This window comes from Methylocystis sp. SC2, assembly GCF_000304315.1.
Taxonomy (GTDB): domain Bacteria; phylum Pseudomonadota; class Alphaproteobacteria; order Rhizobiales; family Beijerinckiaceae; genus Methylocystis.
In genome coordinates, this window is record NC_018485.1 from 3,591,340 (window position 1) to 3,606,133 (window position 14,794).

The 14,794-nt window shown below is 64.2% G+C and carries 13 protein-coding genes, 1 tRNA gene and 1 pseudogene; 7 read left to right on the forward strand and 8 right to left on the reverse strand.

From position 1 onward, the window contains the following. Positions 1-89 precede the first annotated feature (89 nt). Positions 90-2,729 carry a TonB-dependent receptor gene (locus BN69_RS17350; protein ID WP_014892957.1) on the forward strand — a complete coding sequence of 880 codons (2,640 nt, stop codon included), beginning with the start codon at positions 90-92 and terminating at the stop codon, positions 2,727-2,729. Positions 2,730-2,739: 10 nt separating this feature from the next. Here the strand turns inward: BN69_RS17350 and BN69_RS17355 are convergent. Together BN69_RS17355 and BN69_RS17360 are read right to left on the reverse strand one after the other, a co-directional pair. Continuing rightward, positions 2,740-2,817, reverse strand: a tRNA-Pro gene (locus tag BN69_RS17355). Positions 2,818-2,866: 49 nt separating this feature from the next. Then, entirely contained in the window at positions 2,867-3,442 is a 576-nt protein-coding gene (locus tag BN69_RS17360; RefSeq protein ID WP_014892958.1) for a MerR family transcriptional regulator, read from the reverse strand. 158 nt (positions 3,443-3,600) lie between these two features. Between BN69_RS17360 and BN69_RS17365 the strand changes: the two genes are divergently transcribed. The 4 genes and pseudogenes from BN69_RS17365 to BN69_RS20140 all read left to right on the forward strand — a co-directional run. Continuing rightward, on the forward strand, positions 3,601-4,713 hold the full coding sequence (locus BN69_RS17365; protein ID WP_014892959.1) for a COX15/CtaA family protein: 1,113 nt from the start codon (positions 3,601-3,603) through the stop codon (positions 4,711-4,713). Positions 4,714-4,723: 10 nt separating this feature from the next. After that, positions 4,724-5,647, forward strand: coding sequence for a TIGR04222 domain-containing membrane protein (locus tag BN69_RS17370; RefSeq protein WP_014892960.1), 924 nt, complete (start codon positions 4,724-4,726; stop codon positions 5,645-5,647). Further along, positions 5,628-6,470 carry an MbnB/TglH/ChrH family RiPP precursor modification enzyme gene (locus BN69_RS17375; protein ID WP_014892961.1) on the forward strand — a complete coding sequence of 281 codons (843 nt, stop codon included), beginning with the start codon at positions 5,628-5,630 and terminating at the stop codon, positions 6,468-6,470. The genes BN69_RS17370 and BN69_RS17375 overlap by 20 nt, the downstream gene beginning before the upstream one ends. A gap of 101 nt (positions 6,471-6,571) precedes the next feature. After that, positions 6,572-6,778 (forward strand): annotated as a pseudogene (locus tag BN69_RS20140) (SCO6045 C-terminal-like domain-containing protein); the annotation flags it as partial. Between the two features lie 256 nt (positions 6,779-7,034). Here the strand turns inward: BN69_RS20140 and BN69_RS18945 are convergent. Further along, a complete protein-coding gene (locus tag BN69_RS18945) occupies positions 7,035-7,439 on the reverse strand; it encodes a flagellar export protein FliJ (protein WP_083858791.1) in 405 nt (134 codons plus the stop codon). Between the two features lie 174 nt (positions 7,440-7,613). Between BN69_RS18945 and BN69_RS17385 the strand changes: the two genes are divergently transcribed. Beyond that, positions 7,614-8,087, forward strand: coding sequence for a cupin domain-containing protein (locus tag BN69_RS17385; RefSeq protein WP_148277164.1), 474 nt, complete (start codon positions 7,614-7,616; stop codon positions 8,085-8,087). A gap of 1 nt (position 8,088) precedes the next feature. Here BN69_RS17385 and pqqE read toward each other — a convergent pair whose 3' ends face one another. From pqqE to pqqB, 3 genes are read right to left on the reverse strand one after another with little or no spacing between them, the layout of a single operon-like run. Beyond that, positions 8,089-9,561: a pyrroloquinoline quinone biosynthesis protein PqqE gene (gene pqqE, locus BN69_RS17390; protein ID WP_014892964.1), complete on the reverse strand. Its 1,473-nt coding sequence runs from the start codon at positions 9,559-9,561 to the stop codon at positions 8,089-8,091. Beyond that, positions 9,554-10,324 (reverse strand): pyrroloquinoline-quinone synthase PqqC, encoded by a 771-nt coding sequence (gene pqqC / locus BN69_RS17395; protein WP_014892965.1) that lies wholly within the window; start codon positions 10,322-10,324, stop codon positions 9,554-9,556. The genes pqqE and pqqC overlap by 8 nt, the downstream gene beginning before the upstream one ends. Further along, positions 10,321-11,250, reverse strand: a complete 930-nt coding sequence (gene pqqB / locus BN69_RS17400) for a pyrroloquinoline quinone biosynthesis protein PqqB (RefSeq protein WP_014892966.1) — start codon at positions 11,248-11,250, stop codon at positions 10,321-10,323. Before pqqB ends, pqqC begins: the two co-directional genes overlap by 4 nt. Positions 11,251-11,523: 273 nt before the next feature. Between pqqB and BN69_RS17405 the strand changes: the two genes are divergently transcribed. Then, a complete protein-coding gene (locus tag BN69_RS17405; protein WP_244434988.1) occupies positions 11,524-12,687 on the forward strand; it encodes an alpha/beta hydrolase in 1,164 nt (387 codons plus the stop codon). A 495-nt stretch (positions 12,688-13,182) separates the two neighbouring features. Here the strand turns inward: BN69_RS17405 and pssA are convergent, their stop codons facing one another. Beyond that, a complete protein-coding gene (gene pssA / locus BN69_RS17410; protein ID WP_014892968.1) occupies positions 13,183-14,031 on the reverse strand; it encodes a CDP-diacylglycerol--serine O-phosphatidyltransferase in 849 nt (282 codons plus the stop codon). Between the two features lie 7 nt (positions 14,032-14,038). Beyond that, positions 14,039-14,788, reverse strand: coding sequence for a phosphatidylserine decarboxylase (locus BN69_RS17415; RefSeq protein WP_014892969.1), 750 nt, complete (start codon positions 14,786-14,788; stop codon positions 14,039-14,041). Positions 14,789-14,794 lie beyond the last annotated feature (6 nt).

Sequence of the window (14,794 nt, forward strand, 5' to 3'; positions counted from 1 at the left end):
AAGTCGCGGCCCCGCTTGGCGAGCGTCTTGACGCACATTCGAGCGCTTGCGGCGCGTCTGAGAGAGGCGCTCCCTCAAGACGCGCCGTGATGTTTCTGCATCACTGCCGAGAAAAAGATGCGCCAGAGAATAGCGCGTCTTTCATCGGCTTGCTGAAAAGCAAATTTAACGCATACTGCCAGTCACATTCCCGCAGGGCGCGGTTAAGCCGGCGATGGCGCGTTCGTGCTCGACTCGGCGTGACCCTTCGCAGTGATGGCCCATGTTTGCTGCGGAGTTTGCAAGTGTCATTTCGTTCAGCCTTGGCCTGCGTCCTGACGGCGATCGTAGCGGCGCCGCCTTCTTTCTCCGCGCTGGCGCAAACCGCGCTTCCGACAATCCAGGTTGGCGGGCGTCGGACTGCTCCGTCGGTCCATTCTCACGCGGCCGCGCCCGGACCGGCGGCGCGCACGCATTCAGCTCCGCCGCCGCCGCGCGCCTCGCCGGTCGTCGCCGCAGTCAGTCGACCGCCGGCGGAGCCGTCGGGCCCAAAGCCGCCGCCGATCACCGCCTCGAGCGAGAAATTCTTCACCGGCCAGGAGGTCAACGCGCTTCCCTTCGCGCGTCCCGGCGACGCGCTGGAGATCGTGCCCGGACTCGTCGTCACGCAGCACAGCGGCGAAGGCAAGGCGAACCAATATTTCCTGCGCGGCTTCAATCTCGACCATGGCACTGATCTCGCGCTCTATCTCGACGGCATGCCGCTCAATATGCGCACCCATGGCCATTCGCAGGGTTACGCCGACAGCAATTTCCTGATTCCCGAACTCCTGTCCTACGTTCTCGCCCGCAAGGGCCCCTATGACGCGCAGGACGGCGACTTCTCGTCGGCGGGTTCGATCTACATGCAATACAAGGACAGGATCGACAAAGGCTACTTCCAGCTCACCGGCGGCAGTTTCGCCTATGCGCGCGCGCTCGCCGTCGCGCCTTACCAGGATTTTGCCGGCGGCTCCGCCTATGGCGCGGTCGAAGCGCAATATTACAACGGACCCTGGGAGCGCGGCGACAATATGCGGCGGCTCAACAGCGTGTTGCGCTGGTCGCGCGGCGCGCAGGAAGACGGCGCCTCCGTGACCTTCATGGGCTACGCCAACAAATGGTACGGAACCGACCAAATTCCGAGTCGCGCGGTCAGCGCAGGATTGCTGTCGCTCTGGGGCACGATGGACCCGACCGCCGGAGGCGCGACCTCGCGCTTCTCGCTCTCGTCGCGCTGGAGTCAGGTTGAGGGCGATCACGCCTCGCGCGTCGAAGCCTATCTCGTCCATTCGACCTTGGACCTCTACAGCACTTACACCTACTTCCTGGCGCATCAGAATTTGGGCGACCAGATCCGTCAGTTCGATTATCGGACGCTCGTCGGCGTTAACGCGCAGCATGCGATCAGATGGGCCGACGTGAATGGCGCGCCGGTCGAGACCCGCGTCGGCTTTCAGGGCCGCTACGACGACATTCGCCTTGGCCTGCAGGAGAGCGTCCGTCGACAAATCTATGACACGCTCAGCAACAATGCCGTCGGCGAAGGCAGCATCGGCCTCTGGACCGATACGGCGGTGCGCTGGACGCCCTGGCTGAAGACAGTCGCCGGCGCGCGTTTCGACTATTACAACGCCGCCGTCAGCTCGCTGCAGGCGCTCTATGATGCGCCGAAACTCGCGGCGAGCACTGGCCTGCCGGCGTTCCTTCTCACGGGGCCGTTCAATCAGGGCGTCAAGAATGCGTCGCTGTTCAGCCCGAAGCTCTCGATCATCGTCGGCCCCTTCTCCAAAACCGAATTCTACGCCAATTACGGCGAAGGCTTCCATTCGACCGACGCGCGGGGAACGGTGCTGCGAGTCTCCACTGCCGAACTTGCGGACAATGACGGTTTCGTTCAGGCCGCTTCAATTCCGCTGCTGGTGAAATCACGCGGCGCCGAGATTGGCGCCCGCACGAAATTCATCGAAGGGCTCGATTCCAGCATCAGCCTGTTCTGGCTCAATCTTGAATCGGAGAACCAGTTCGTCGGCGACAGCGGCACGACCATCTTCGGCCGCCCGAGCCGCAGATATGGCATTGAACTCGCCAACAAATACGCCCCGAACAGCTGGATCAGATTTGACGGCGACGTGGCGCTCGTGCAGGCGCGCTACCGCGGCGTCGACGTCGCGCAGACTCTGGCGTGGCTCGATCTGATCACGCCTGACGCATTGCCCTATGGGACATTCCTCGGCAATGCGCCCGGCAATTATCTGTCGAACGCCATCGCGGTGACGGCGTTGGGCGGATTGGAACTCGGCGAGACGACAGGCTGGTTCGGCGCGCTGAAATATCGCTATTTCGGGGCGAGGGCGCTCACCGAGGACGGCTATTTCAATTCCCCGGCGACCGGCGCGCTGAACGCGCGACTGGGCTATCGATGGGCGGACGGCTGGCGATTGCAGTTCGACGCCTTCAATATTTTCAACTCGCGCTCCGACCAGATCACATTTGCCTATGGCTCGCTCCTGCCGAGCGACCCTCTTTACGCGCAATGCGTCGCCGGCGTCGCGCCGGCCCAGGTTTGCGGCGTCGGCGTCATGGACCGCCATCTCAAGCCGCTCGAGCCTGCGGCCGTGCGCGTGACATTTGCCGGGCCGCTCAATTTCGACGCTTCGCTCGTCGGCGCGTTTGATCGCGCGGCGCTTTTCTCACCGCTGCCGAACTGATCCGCCCGAATGGTCGGAGTGGCGGGATTCGAACCCACGACCCCTTGTCCCCCAGACAAGTGCGCTAACCGGGCTGCGCTACACTCCGACTGGCGCCCTTATAGTGAGGCGGCGCGGCGCTGGCAACGCCCGGCCCGCTATCGCCTGGTCAGTCTGAGCAGGCGTTTGCATTCCTCGATCTCGGCCAGAACCTCGCGCAGGATGCGCGTTTGCGGCGCGGCAAGAGAGCGCGGGTCGCTGTGGGCCGAGGGCGGCGCAAACGGCTCGTCAATTTCGACGATCGGAGCCGCGTCCTGGGCCTCGATTCCCGCAAGATTTGGATTTTGCGCGCGCAGAGCGGCGAGGCCATCGGCCGAGAGGGCGGCGTCCGTCTCGTCTTCATCTCGCGCGGGCCCGCCCGGACGGAACGGGGAGGCGCTCGCGGGCGGGTCCCCTTGGCGGCGCCCGGCGCCCGCCAGGACCGCCTCGACGCCAGCCTCCTTGAAGATGCGCTGCACGCCCTTGATCGTATAGCCTTCGTCATAGAGCAGGCGGCGGATCGCGATCACCAGTTCGATGTCGCGCTCCCGGTAGAAGCGCCGCCCGCCGGCGCGCTTAAGAGGATTGATCTGCTTGAAACGGGTCTCCCAGAAGCGCAGCACATGCGCGGGAAGGTCGAGGCTCGCCGCGACCTCGCCGATCGTGCGCATCGCTTCATCGCTCTTGCCCGACACCTGATCCCTCGACTCAAGCCGCGCTAGTCTAACATCCGCGGCGGCGCAGTTCTCAGCCAAATTGACCCGCCGCGCCGTAGACGGCCGCGGGGTGTGGACAAGCGAGGGCCGCATCCCTTAACTGGCCCTGTCATCCGCCTCGCAACCCTCGGCGTCTCATGGAAGATTGGCTGCACTTTCCCCAACCGGTTCCGGCGATCAGGCACCACGCGACCGCGGCGAACGCCCTGGCGGTGCGCAATTGGCTGTGGCTTGTCGCGGGGCTGGTCTTTCTGATGGTCATCGTCGGCGGCGCGACCCGGCTGACCGAATCGGGCCTCTCCATCGTGCAATGGAAGCCCGTCACCGGCGTGCTGCCGCCGCTGTCGCAGCAGGAGTGGCAGGAGGCGTTCGAGGCATACAAGCAGATTCCGCAATATAGGGAACTGTTCCCGAACATGGATGTTGCGGGGTTCAAATACATCTACGCCTGGGAATGGGCGCATCGTCTTCTGGGACGAGTGATCGGCGTCGTTTTCGCCGTCCCCCTCATATGGTTTTGGGCGACCGGCCGCCTGCCGCGTTCGGCGAAGCCGAAGCTCGTCGGCATTCTTGCGCTTGGGGCGCTCCAGGGCGGCGTCGGCTGGTGGATGGTCGCGTCCGGCCTCGTCAATCGCATCGAGGTGGCGCAGGAGCGCCTCGCGATCCACCTGCTGCTCGCCGCGCTGATCTTCTCCGCATGCCTATGGGTGGCCGGCGGCCTCGGGCCGCGCGCCGTCTCTCTCGCGCATGGGGGCGCAGGTCGGCTGAAGGCGGTGGCGCTGACGATCCTGGCTTTCGTGTTTCTGCAGATTTTCGTTGGCGGTCTCGTCGCAGGATTGCGGGCGGGCCTCGTCAACAACACTTGGCCGCTGATGGACGGCGTCTTCATTCCTCCGGCCGACGTCTTGTGGCGATTGGAGCCTTTCTGGACCAATCTCGTCGACAATCCTGTCACCGTCCAATTCTTCCACCGCATGATCGCCTATCTGATTTTCGCTCTGGCGCTCGGGCATCTTCTGGACGCGTGGATGAACGCGGAAGGACGCGCGCGCCGCGGCGCCGCGATCCTGTTCGGCCATGTGCTCATGCAGATCGCGCTTGGAATCGCGACATTGGTGCTGGTCGAGCCGCCCTTCGCCGGCTCGCCGCATCTGGCGCTGGCGCTCGCGCATCAGGCGATCGGCATGGCGGTGTTGGCGGTCGCGACGCTGCAGGCGCGACGTCTGGTGCAAGACGTGACCTCGAACTGAGGCGGCTGGCGTGCAGAATATTGCGATCCTCAATCTTCCCGGGCCCGAATTTCTCAATGTCTTCGGACTCGTCGTCATCCTCGTGCTGGCGGCCGCTTACCTTTGCATTCGGCTCGCAGATCGCACCGATCGCCGCCCGCCGCCGCCCGTGCCGCAGAACCCCGACGCGATGGAGGTCGCCTTCCTGCAGGGCGGCGTCAATCAAATCATCCGAACGCTGATCTATGATCTTGCGCAGCGCGGCTTCGTCGTCCTCGCCGCCGAGGATCACGTGATTCCCACAGAGAAACTGCCGGAGCCGGGCGAGCTCAACGCCTTGGAGACGCGCCTGCTCGAAGCCGTGCAGGCGAAGCCGAAGGCGCATGCGCTGTTCGAAGATCGCGGCTTGCGGCGCTGGCTGCTGGAGCGGCTCGCGCCGCTGCGCGCCAAGCTCGCCGCGGAGGCGTTGATCAAGCCCAAGTCGGTGAAGATCTGGCGCCGGCGCGCGCAGATCGGCGGAACTATGGTCATCGTCGGTCTGGCGCTCGCCAAGATCTATGTCGAATGGACGGCAGGCGCCGAGAATGTCGCCTATCTGATCTTTCTTACCGCGGCGTCGGTCGCGTCGCTTTTCGCGCTTGCCTATGTGCTGACCAGAACCCACGCCAGCCGTCGCGGCCACGCCTATCTCGACGCGATGCGGCTCGCCTATGGCGGCCGTCTGAAGGAGGCCGTCGGTCACATCGGATCGCCCGGACCCGAAGCGCGCGCCTTCCGCGGCGCCGCGCTGTTTCTCATCGGCCTCTACGGATTCGCGCCGCTCAAAGGCACGACGGAGGCGATGTTCGCCGAAGCCTTCAGTCGCGGCTCGGGAAGCGACGGCGCCGATTGCGGAACAAGCTGCGGCGGCAGTTGCGGCGACGGCGGAGCGAGCGATGGTGGCGTCCGCGATTGACGCGCCGGCGCTCGGGTCCGGACTTGGCTATCGTCCGCAGTGTCGCGCCGATCTCTTCGCCCGACGGGAGGATGTCGATTTTATCGAGATCATCGCCGATCATTATCTCGACGCATCGAAAGAAAAGCGCGCTGAACTCGAGCTTTTACGCGCGCATTTTCCGCTCGTCGCGCATGGTCTCGATCTCTCGATCGGCAGCGCGGACGGCGTCGACTCTTGCTATCTCGATAAAATCGCCGCGATGATCGAACGCATCGATCCGCCCTGGTGGAGCGAGCATCTCTGCTTCACGCGCGCCGGCGGAATCAGCATCGGCCATCTTGCGTCGCTGCCCTTTACGCGCGAGGCGGTCGACGTCGTCGCGCGCAATGTCGAAATTGTGCGCAGGCGCATTAAGGCGCCGCTGCTCTTGGAAAACATCACTTGCGTGGTGCGCATTCCTGGCGGCGAAATGGACGAGCCTGAATTTTTGTCGCGCACGCTGGAAGCGACCGGATGCGGTTGGCTGTGCGACGTCGCCAACATGCATGTGAATGCGACGAATTTCGGCGTCGATCTCGAAAGCGACTTCGAGCGCTGGCCATGGGACAGGCTCGTGCAAATCCACTACGCGGGCGGGCGCCAGCGCGACGGCCTGCTGATCGACAGCCATGACGCCGCGACGAGCGACGCGGTTTGGCGGCTCTATGATCGCGTCGTCGCCCGTGCGCCGGTCAAGGGCGTCATTCTCGAGCGCGATGAGAAAATGCCGCCGTTTGGCGAACTCATCGATGAAGTGGCGCGCGCGCGACGATCCCTCGCGGAGAACGGGCGATGGCGTTAGCGCAGATGCAGGCGCTGCTGGCGCGCCTCTTCACCGACGATGATCTGCGGCGGGAGTTCTTTGAAGCGCCGATCGCCGTGGCGACGCGTTTCGGCTTGAGCATGCATGACACGCAGCGTCTCGCCGGAATCGACAGGCGCGAAATCGAAGCCTTTGCGCGGAGTCTGATCGGCAAGCGCTCGCTCTATGCGCGCAGGGCGCTGCCGCTCACGGCGCGCGCGTTGGGCGATCGATTTGATGCGCTTTTCCGGCAGGCGATCGGCGGCGCTGCGCGAGAGGCGACAAATCGCTCGGACGCTGCGGCGCTGACGGCGTTTCTGGATACGCGTGGCGCAAAGCGCGAATGGGAGCCGGCCTGGGTCGCCGACCTCGCGCGTTTCGAACTGGCCTTCATCGACGCCGGGGGTTCCGGCGCGACGTTTTTTTCCGCGCGTTCGATTTCAATGTTGCATCCATCGCCCAGGCTCTCGCCAGAGGCGAAGAGATCAGCCCCGTTCGACGAACAACATTTGGCGTTTGGGCGCGCGCGCCGCGCGGCAGGCTGCGCTGGCGGCTGTTTCAGCCTTAAGCCCTGCGCAGGACTTCCGGCATTTCGGCGTGGCGCCGCTCGGCGACGACGTCAACCATGCGCTCGGCGCCGCGATCCCGCGCTTCCTGGCTTTGCGCCTTGGCGAAGTCTTCGCTGGCCTCTTTGAACTGCGCTTCGGCTTCTTCGAGTTGGCCGCGCAGTTCCGCGATCGACGCAAGGATGTTGTCGCGCCGCGTGCGCGCCGCCCGCGCATAGGTCGGATAAGCGAAATGATTGGGATCGTCGATGTTGGCGCGCCGCTCTTCCTGACCGATTTCACGCTCGAGCTCATTGGCCATGCGCGTGAATTCTCCGATCATTGCATTCAATTGGATGACGCGCCGACGTTTTTCCTCGGCCTGGAACCGTTTGAGACGGACAAGCGTATCCCGCGACTTCATGCGACAAGCTCCATCACGCAACTTATGCGAAACAAATCCTTAACTCCGCGAGACAGGCTTAATATGCCCGGTGGAAGTTGCTCGTTTGTTACCGAAATCGAATTTTTGAATTCTTCGCCTCTGTGTGTCTTCGGCGCACTATCTCAAGCGAGGGGCGCATTGGAGGCCCAAGCTATGCGAAATCTTGCTGCAATTCTTGCGGGCGCCGCCATAAGCCTCGCAGCTCCCGTCGCCGTGATGGCGGAAGCTCCAGGCTTCGTATTCTCGCAAGACAAACTCGAATGGCGGGCAGGTCCGCCGGAACTGCCGAGGGGCGCGGAAGTCGCGATGCTGTTCGGCAATCCGATGCAAGGCGGACCCTACATCCTGCGCATGCGCGCGCCGAAGGGGTATAAGATCGGGCCGCACAAGCACAGCGGAATCGAAACCATGACCGTCTTGACGGGCGCCGTCCGCTACGGTCAGGGCGATCAACTCGAGTCAAACGCCGAGAAAACGCTATCGGCCGGAGGCTTTGCGGCTACGCCCGCGGAAGCGGGCCATTGGGTGAGCTTCGAAGACGATACGGTGATCCAAGTGACCGGCGTCGGTCCCTGGAACATCACCTATCTTGACCCGCGCGACGATCCGCGCGCGGCTCAGCGGTAGATCACGCCGGCTCCTTGGCGCACGCCGTTGACGCCGCGGCGCCGCCATAGCGACGATAGATGAAGTCCGGCGCCGGGACGTGCGATTCGATTTCGGCGTAAGCGGCGAAGCGCGCATGGTCCGGCGATAGATGGCAGGCGGGGTCCGTCGCCGCGGCGTCGCCGGCGATCGCGAAGGCCTGACAGCGGCAGCCGCCGAAGTCGATTTCCCGGCGCTCGCAAGAACGGCAGGGCTCCTTCATCCAGTCCACGCCGCGGAAGGCGTTGAAGGCTGCGCCATTGCGCCAGATATCGCCGAGCGGCTTCTCGCGCACAGTGTCGAAGGCCAATCCCGGCAGGGTCTGCGCGGCGTGGCAGGGCAGGGCCTTGCCGGATGGCGTCACCGCCACGATCGATCGGCCCCAGCCGCCCGTGCAGGCTTTCGGCCGCGTCGCGTAATGGTCGTGAATGACGAAATCGAAATTGAGCACGCCGGCGAGACGTTTCTTCGCCGCGTCGACGATGCCGACCGTTTCCATGAAGGCTTCGCGCGTCGGGATGAGCGCGGCGCGGTTCATCTGCGCCCAGGCGTAATATTGAATATGCGCGATCTCGATGCGCTGCGCGTCGACCTCGACGGCGAAGTCGATGATCTGCGGCAGATGCGCGATGTTCTGACGGTGCATCGGCGCATTGATCGTCAACCCCATGCCGAATTCGCGCGTCCAGCGCGCGACGTCGCGCTTCTTGGCGACGCCGCCCTGAAAGCCCGAGATTCGGTCGGCGCTCTCGGGAACGACGTCCTGAATGGAGACCTGCACATGATCGAGGCCGATCTCGGCGAGACGCTGCAAGCGCTCGCGCGTCAGCAGCACCGCGGAGGTGACGAGATTGGTGTAGAGTCCCGCGTCGACCGCATGTGCGAGTATCTCTTCAAGATCGCGTCGCACGGTCGGTTCGCCGCCGGAAAGATGCAGCTGCAGCGCGCCGATCGACGCCGCCTGACGGAAGGTCTCGCCCCATTCATCGGCGGTGAGCTCCACGTTCGAGCGCTCGAGTTCGAGCGGGTTGGAGCAGTACGGACATTGTAGCGGGCAGCGATGGGTCAGCTCGGCGAGCAGCCCCGCGGGTCCGCCGGCGAATGGCGCGATCGACGTGGCGAAGGCGGAAGGCGGCGGCGGCGCAAATTTGTCGGTCCCGTCGCGCAGCAGCCGCTTGTCGGCGAGGCCTTGCAGCAGCGCCGTGACGTCGCGCGTAATAACGTCGAGCGGCGCGGAATATTGCTGCGCGAGCCGCGCGCAAAGATCGGCGAGGCGCGTTGCGCCGTCGATCGCGCGCAGCACGATGAGCCCAATCGGATCGAGTTCATAGGCGCGCTCGGGCGCCAGAATAACCGTTCGAGACCGCGCGCGGTCTTCGTGCAGCCGCGCGTAGCGTGTGAAGGCCGGACGCGAGTCCGGGCCGATCACGAACCGCGCGGCCTGCGCCTCAGACATGGGCTTCTCCTGGCCGCCATGCGCCGGGCGGGATCAGCCCGGGCGTGACGTAGGCGTGATGTAATGCGTCAAGCTGCGCCCACAAGACGTCGCATTTGAACCGCACGGCGCCGACGCAGGCTTCTTGTTCGGCGCGCGTCCTGGCGTTGTCGAGCACGTAGCCGAGCGCAAACTCCGAATCGCGCGGCGCCTGCGTCAGCCGGCGTTTGAAATAGGCCATCACCTGGTCGTCGACGAAATCGTAATTTTCCAGCATTCCGACGATGCGTTCGCGATGGATCGACGGCGCGAAGAGTTCGGTCAGCGAAGACGCGACCGCAACGACGAGCGGCTGCTCGACGACAAAGCGCACATAGGCTTCGACGGCGAATTTCGTCGCGGGCAGGGCGCCGCGCCGGGAGGTGACGTAATCGCGCGAGAAGCCGAGCGCGTCGGTCAGCACGAGCCAGCGCTCGATGCCGCCGCCTTCTTCGCCGAGGCCGTCATGATCATGGATGCGATGTATCCATTCGCGGCGCAGTTCGCGATCATGGACGCGGCTCATGAACGCCGCGTCCTTGCGCGGCACAGCTTCTTGATAGCAGTAGCGGTTCAGCGCCCAGGCGGCGACCTGATCCTTGCTGAGCTTGCCGCCGTGCAGCAGCTTATGAAACGCGTGTTTGTCGTGATAGCGCTCGGCGCCGACGGCGCGGATCGCAGCTTCGAATTCATCGCGGGCAAGCGGCGCGGCCCCGCGCCAATCAATGGCTACGATCTCGTTCACAGGTCGACCTCCATGCCATCCTCGCCGATTTCCCAGCCGGCCGCGCGAGCGGTCGCATATTCATCCGAGAACTCGTTCAGTAATGGGTTCGAATTGTTGATGTGCACGTAGATTTTGCGTTTCACGCCGAGCGGCTCGAACGCGGCGATGGAGCCGTCGGCGCCGCTGACATTGATATGGCCCATGCGCGAACCGGTCTTGCCGAGCAGGCCTTGCTCGATCATCTCGTTTTCGTGGAAAAGAGTCCCGTCGAGGAACACCAGCATGGCGCCCCGAAGCCGCTCGGCGAGTTCCGCGTCAACTTTGGCGCATCCGGGAATATAAAAGAATGAGTCGCCCGTCGCGGTTTCGATGATCTCAAGCCCCAGCGTGTCGCCGGCGCTCGTGCCGAAATTCGGCGCATTGGCGTTTTCGAGATAGAGCGCGATCTTGCCCGGAACGGGAAAGGCGCGGATCGCGAGCCCAAGATCAATGCCCGCTCCGGTGACAGGCGCCGCTTCCTCTGTGTGCAGCTCGATGCGGGGCACGAGCTGCGTCTGCAGGATCGTGAAAATGGGATTGGCGCCGAGCGCGTCGAGAACGCGTCCTGCGGCGTAAAGGCTGAACGGCTGGGCCTCTCGCATGTTGAGAAGACCCGCGACGTGATCCACGTCGCCATTTGTCAGCGCCACCGCCTTGATCGGGCTCGCGCGCAGACCGTCATCGGGGCCGGGAGCAAGCTGGGGCGCGGCGGCGATTTGCTGGCGCAGATCAGGCGAGGCGTTGAGCAGCAGCCAGTCGGAGCCATTGACGCTCACCGCCAATGACGACTGCGTGCGCGGCGAAAAACCGGGCGCTCCGGCGCGGACAGCCCGGCAATTGGCGCAGTTGCAGTTCCATTGCGGGAAGCCGCCGCCGGCGCCCGACCCCAAGATTCTGATCCGCATTGGCTTTTCGACCTAGCGGGCGCGCCGCCACGTCGGATCTCCCTGAATGTTATTTTCCTGGCACTATGCGCAGGCGGCCCGCATTCGCGCAAGTGCGACCGATTTGCGCAGCGCCCATGAAATGTTGAGATTTTTTCCCTGTTGCGGCGGGCGTCTCGCCCCGCTTTGGTCGCTTTCTTTCGTCAGAAACGACGGCGGAGAGGCGAGGCGCCTCAGTCGAAGCGCGCCGCTCAGGATTCACTTCCGAGCAGGCGCTGGATCGAGCCAACCAATTTGCGCATTCATGGAAAAGAAACGCTGACGCGCTTAAGCGCGCTCTTGATCGCGGCGTCGCTTGCCGGCTGCGTGTCGGACGGCATGCGCATGGTCGACGGCCACGTCGGCAACGCCGTTTCGCTTGTCTCGGGAGTCCAGGGGGAGCCGTCGAATGTCGCCATTTTCGTTGCATCGACGCGGCGTTCCGAAGGCGCGACTGACGATGGCCGGGCGCATTTTTCGCTGACGTCGATCGGCGTTCCCTTCAACCATCGCGCCGGCAATATCGAGCGCCCAAGCTTCGGCGGCGCCGATCGGCGACGGCATTTCACCGTGCTGTCGAAGCGCAATATGGATGAGCGGGAGTTCTACGGCGAAGTCGCCTCGCATGTCTCGGGGCGCATCGGCAATTCGCGCGACGTGTTGCTTTACGTGCACGGCTTCAACACCGGAGCCGAGGAGGCGCGCTTTCGTCTGGCGCAGATCGTCGCCGACGGACGCTTCTCCGGCGTTCCCGCGCTCTTTGCCTGGAATTCCCGAGGCGGGCTGTTCAATTATGAGTCCGACAAGGAAGCGGCGACGGTCTCACGCGACGCGCTTGAGAAGCTCGTCGTCGAACTGTCGCGCACGCCCGGCGTCGGCCGCATCCATGTGCTCGCCCATTCGATGGGCGCCTGGCTGACGATGGAGACGCTGCGCGGCGTCGCGCAGTCCGGCCATCCGGATCTCGACGGGAAGCTCGGCGAAGTCATGCTCGCGGCGCCCGACATTGACCTCAACGTTTTCCGGCAGCAGATCGCCCGCCTCGATCCGCGGCACGTGTCGATCTTCGTCGCGAACAATGATCGCGCCCTATCGCTGTCTTCGCGCATCGCCGGCGACCGGCCGCGCCTCGGCGCGATGAACCCGACCAATCCCGAAGACAAGTCGGAACTCGACCGGCTCGGCGTCGCCGTGCACGATATTTCGTCCTTCTCGACGGATTTCGTCGGTCACGGCGCATTCGCCGAAGCGCCCGACGTGGTGCGAAAGATCGGCGCGCAGCTGACGGCCCCGCGCCCGGGGGAGGCCGAGACGCAAGCGGTGATTGACGCGAGCGGCGGAACCGCCCCCGTCGGGCCGCCGCCGCTTAATCAGAAAGTCGAGGTCCAGCCCCTGGCGCCGCTCGCCGCCGCCCAGTGAGCCGATTTCGAGAGTCTGTGCCATGTTATCGAGGAAGTATGGAGCCTTGTATGACGTTCGAGCGCGCTCTGGAAGAAGACATCCTGTTAGTTCTGCCCTCTGTTGGTCGATTTAAGTCGGGGAGCGAGATCGCCCAAAAGGTAGCGCCGCTGAGGGAACGAGAAGTTAGGAGCTTGCTATGTTCGTAAGGCGGGGCGCTCTGACGCTCAATCGGGGCGGCGGCGGTTGGCCTTGGCTATACGGAAGACCCGCGTTACGCCGGATTTAAGCCATTGCCCACCACTCCTAAAGGCGAAAAGCCATCCCTCAGACCGCGACGCGAGAACCCTCAAACGTCGTGCCAATCTGGTCAGGATTTCGCATTCATCCCCAAAGGATCTGGCGTACTGCTCGTTCCCGTACCTGAGCGCGATCAACTGGCCGGGATCGCAAAGTGTGCAAAGGCGGAAAACCATCGCGATCGCAAAGATCGCTTTTGACGTCAGCGCTTATTGCTTACGGTAACGCCTCTTTCGGAGCCGCCGCTTTTTCCGCCTCCGCTTTCGCGAGCTTGTTATAGCGCCTCACGCTGAGCGGAATGGCCGCCAGAAACGCGACGCTGAGCACGGCGAGCAGCTCCATCGGATAGATCGCCAGCAGCAGCGCCGTGACGCCCACGCCGAACAGCACGGGAATGACCAGATCGCGCGGGATGCGGCCGATGCGCTTGCCCGAAAAATGCGGAATCCGGCTCGCCATCAAGAAGGCGATGCCCAGCACGTAAACGATATAAAAGGGCGTCAGCGCCTTGGACGCCGGCAATTCCAAGACCGAAAAATGCAGGTAGAGGGGCAATAGCACCGTCACGGCGCCGGCGGGCGCCGGCATGCCGACAAAGAATTCGGCCTGCCAGGCGGGCTTCGTCGGATCGTCCATCGTCACATTGAAGCGGGCGAGCCGTAGCGCGCCGGCGATGGCGAAGACGAGCACGGCGAACCAGCCGAGGCCTTTGATCTCGTGCAGCGTCCACAGATACAGCAGCAGGCCGGGCGCGACGCCGAAATCGACGAAATCCGAAAGCGAGTCGAGTTCCGCCCCGAAGCGCGACGTGCCCTTGATGGCGCGCGCCAGGCGGCCGTCCAGCCCGTCGAGCACCGCCGCGGCCATCACCGCCGTCACGGCCGTTTCGAAGCGGCCTTCGATTCCATAGCGGATCGCCGTCAGCCCCATGCACAGGGCGAGCAGCGTCACGAGATTGGGAAGAACGATGCGCAAGGGAATATTGCGAAATCGCAGCCGACGCTGTTCGGAGGGCGTCAGGGTTCCTTCTTGTGAATTGCGCCCGGAGAAGAACGGATCGGCCATGGCGTGTTCAACCCGCCTTGAAGGACAGCGCAGGGGCGCCGGCGGTCATGTCGGCGAGTATCGTCTCGCCGGCGATGGCCCGGGACCCGATCGCCACCATGGGCCGGGCCGATGACGGCATATAGACGTCGACGCGCGACCCAAAGCGAATCAGACCGAAACGGTCGCCGACGCCGATCTGCTCGCCTTCCTTGACGAATCCGACGATGCGCCGTGCGACGAGACCAGCGATCTGCACCACCCCAAAGCGCCCCGACGGCGCTTCGATGACCATGCCGCTGCGTTCATTGTCGTCGCTGGCCTTGTCGAGGTCGGCGTTGAGGAACAGGCCCGGCTTATAAGCAATTCTCGAAATGCGGCCGGTGATCGGCGCACGGTTCACATGCACATCGAAGACGCTCATGAACACGGAGATGCGCTGCATCGGCTCGGCTCCCAGGCCGAGTTCGGCCGGCGGCAGAAAGAAGCCGACGGCGCTGACCACGCCGTCTGCGGGCGAGATGACGAGCCCTTCCCGCAGCGGCGTCACCCGCGGCGGATTGCGGAAGAAATAGGCGCACCAGGCGGTGGCGATGAAGCCCATCCAGCCGAGCGTCGGCGACAGCCAGTCAAGCAGAAAGGAAACGGTGGCGAAACCGGCGATGAAGACATAGCCTTCCGGATGGATCGGAACGAGCGATTTACGGACGGAATCGATGATCGACATGCGGGCCTGCTTTCGTGGCGGGCTGAACAGCGCGCGCGTTTCCTTTGCCATGTTGCG

Excerpts from the sequence above, each read along its gene's own strand:
- BN69_RS17375 (WP_014892961.1), top strand. The coding sequence starts at position 5,628 with ATGGTGGCGTCCGCGATTGACGCGCCGGCGCTCGGGTCCGGACTTGGC.
- pqqB (WP_014892966.1), bottom strand. The coding sequence starts at position 11,250 with ATGCGGATCAGAATCTTGGGGTCGGGCGCCGGCGGCGGCTTCCCGCAA.
- pqqE (WP_014892964.1), bottom strand. The coding sequence starts at position 9,561 with ATGTCTGAGGCGCAGGCCGCGCGGTTCGTGATCGGCCCGGACTCGCGT.
- BN69_RS17415 (WP_014892969.1), bottom strand. The coding sequence starts at position 14,788 with ATGGCAAAGGAAACGCGCGCGCTGTTCAGCCCGCCACGAAAGCAGGCC.
- BN69_RS18945 (WP_083858791.1), bottom strand. The coding sequence starts at position 7,439 with ATGAAGTCGCGGGATACGCTTGTCCGTCTCAAACGGTTCCAGGCCGAG.
- BN69_RS17350 (WP_014892957.1), top strand. The coding sequence starts at position 90 with ATGTTTCTGCATCACTGCCGAGAAAAAGATGCGCCAGAGAATAGCGCG.
- BN69_RS17365 (WP_014892959.1), top strand. The coding sequence starts at position 3,601 with ATGGAAGATTGGCTGCACTTTCCCCAACCGGTTCCGGCGATCAGGCAC.
- pssA (WP_014892968.1), bottom strand. The coding sequence starts at position 14,031 with ATGGCCGATCCGTTCTTCTCCGGGCGCAATTCACAAGAAGGAACCCTG.
- BN69_RS17385 (WP_148277164.1), top strand. The coding sequence starts at position 7,614 with ATGCGAAATCTTGCTGCAATTCTTGCGGGCGCCGCCATAAGCCTCGCA.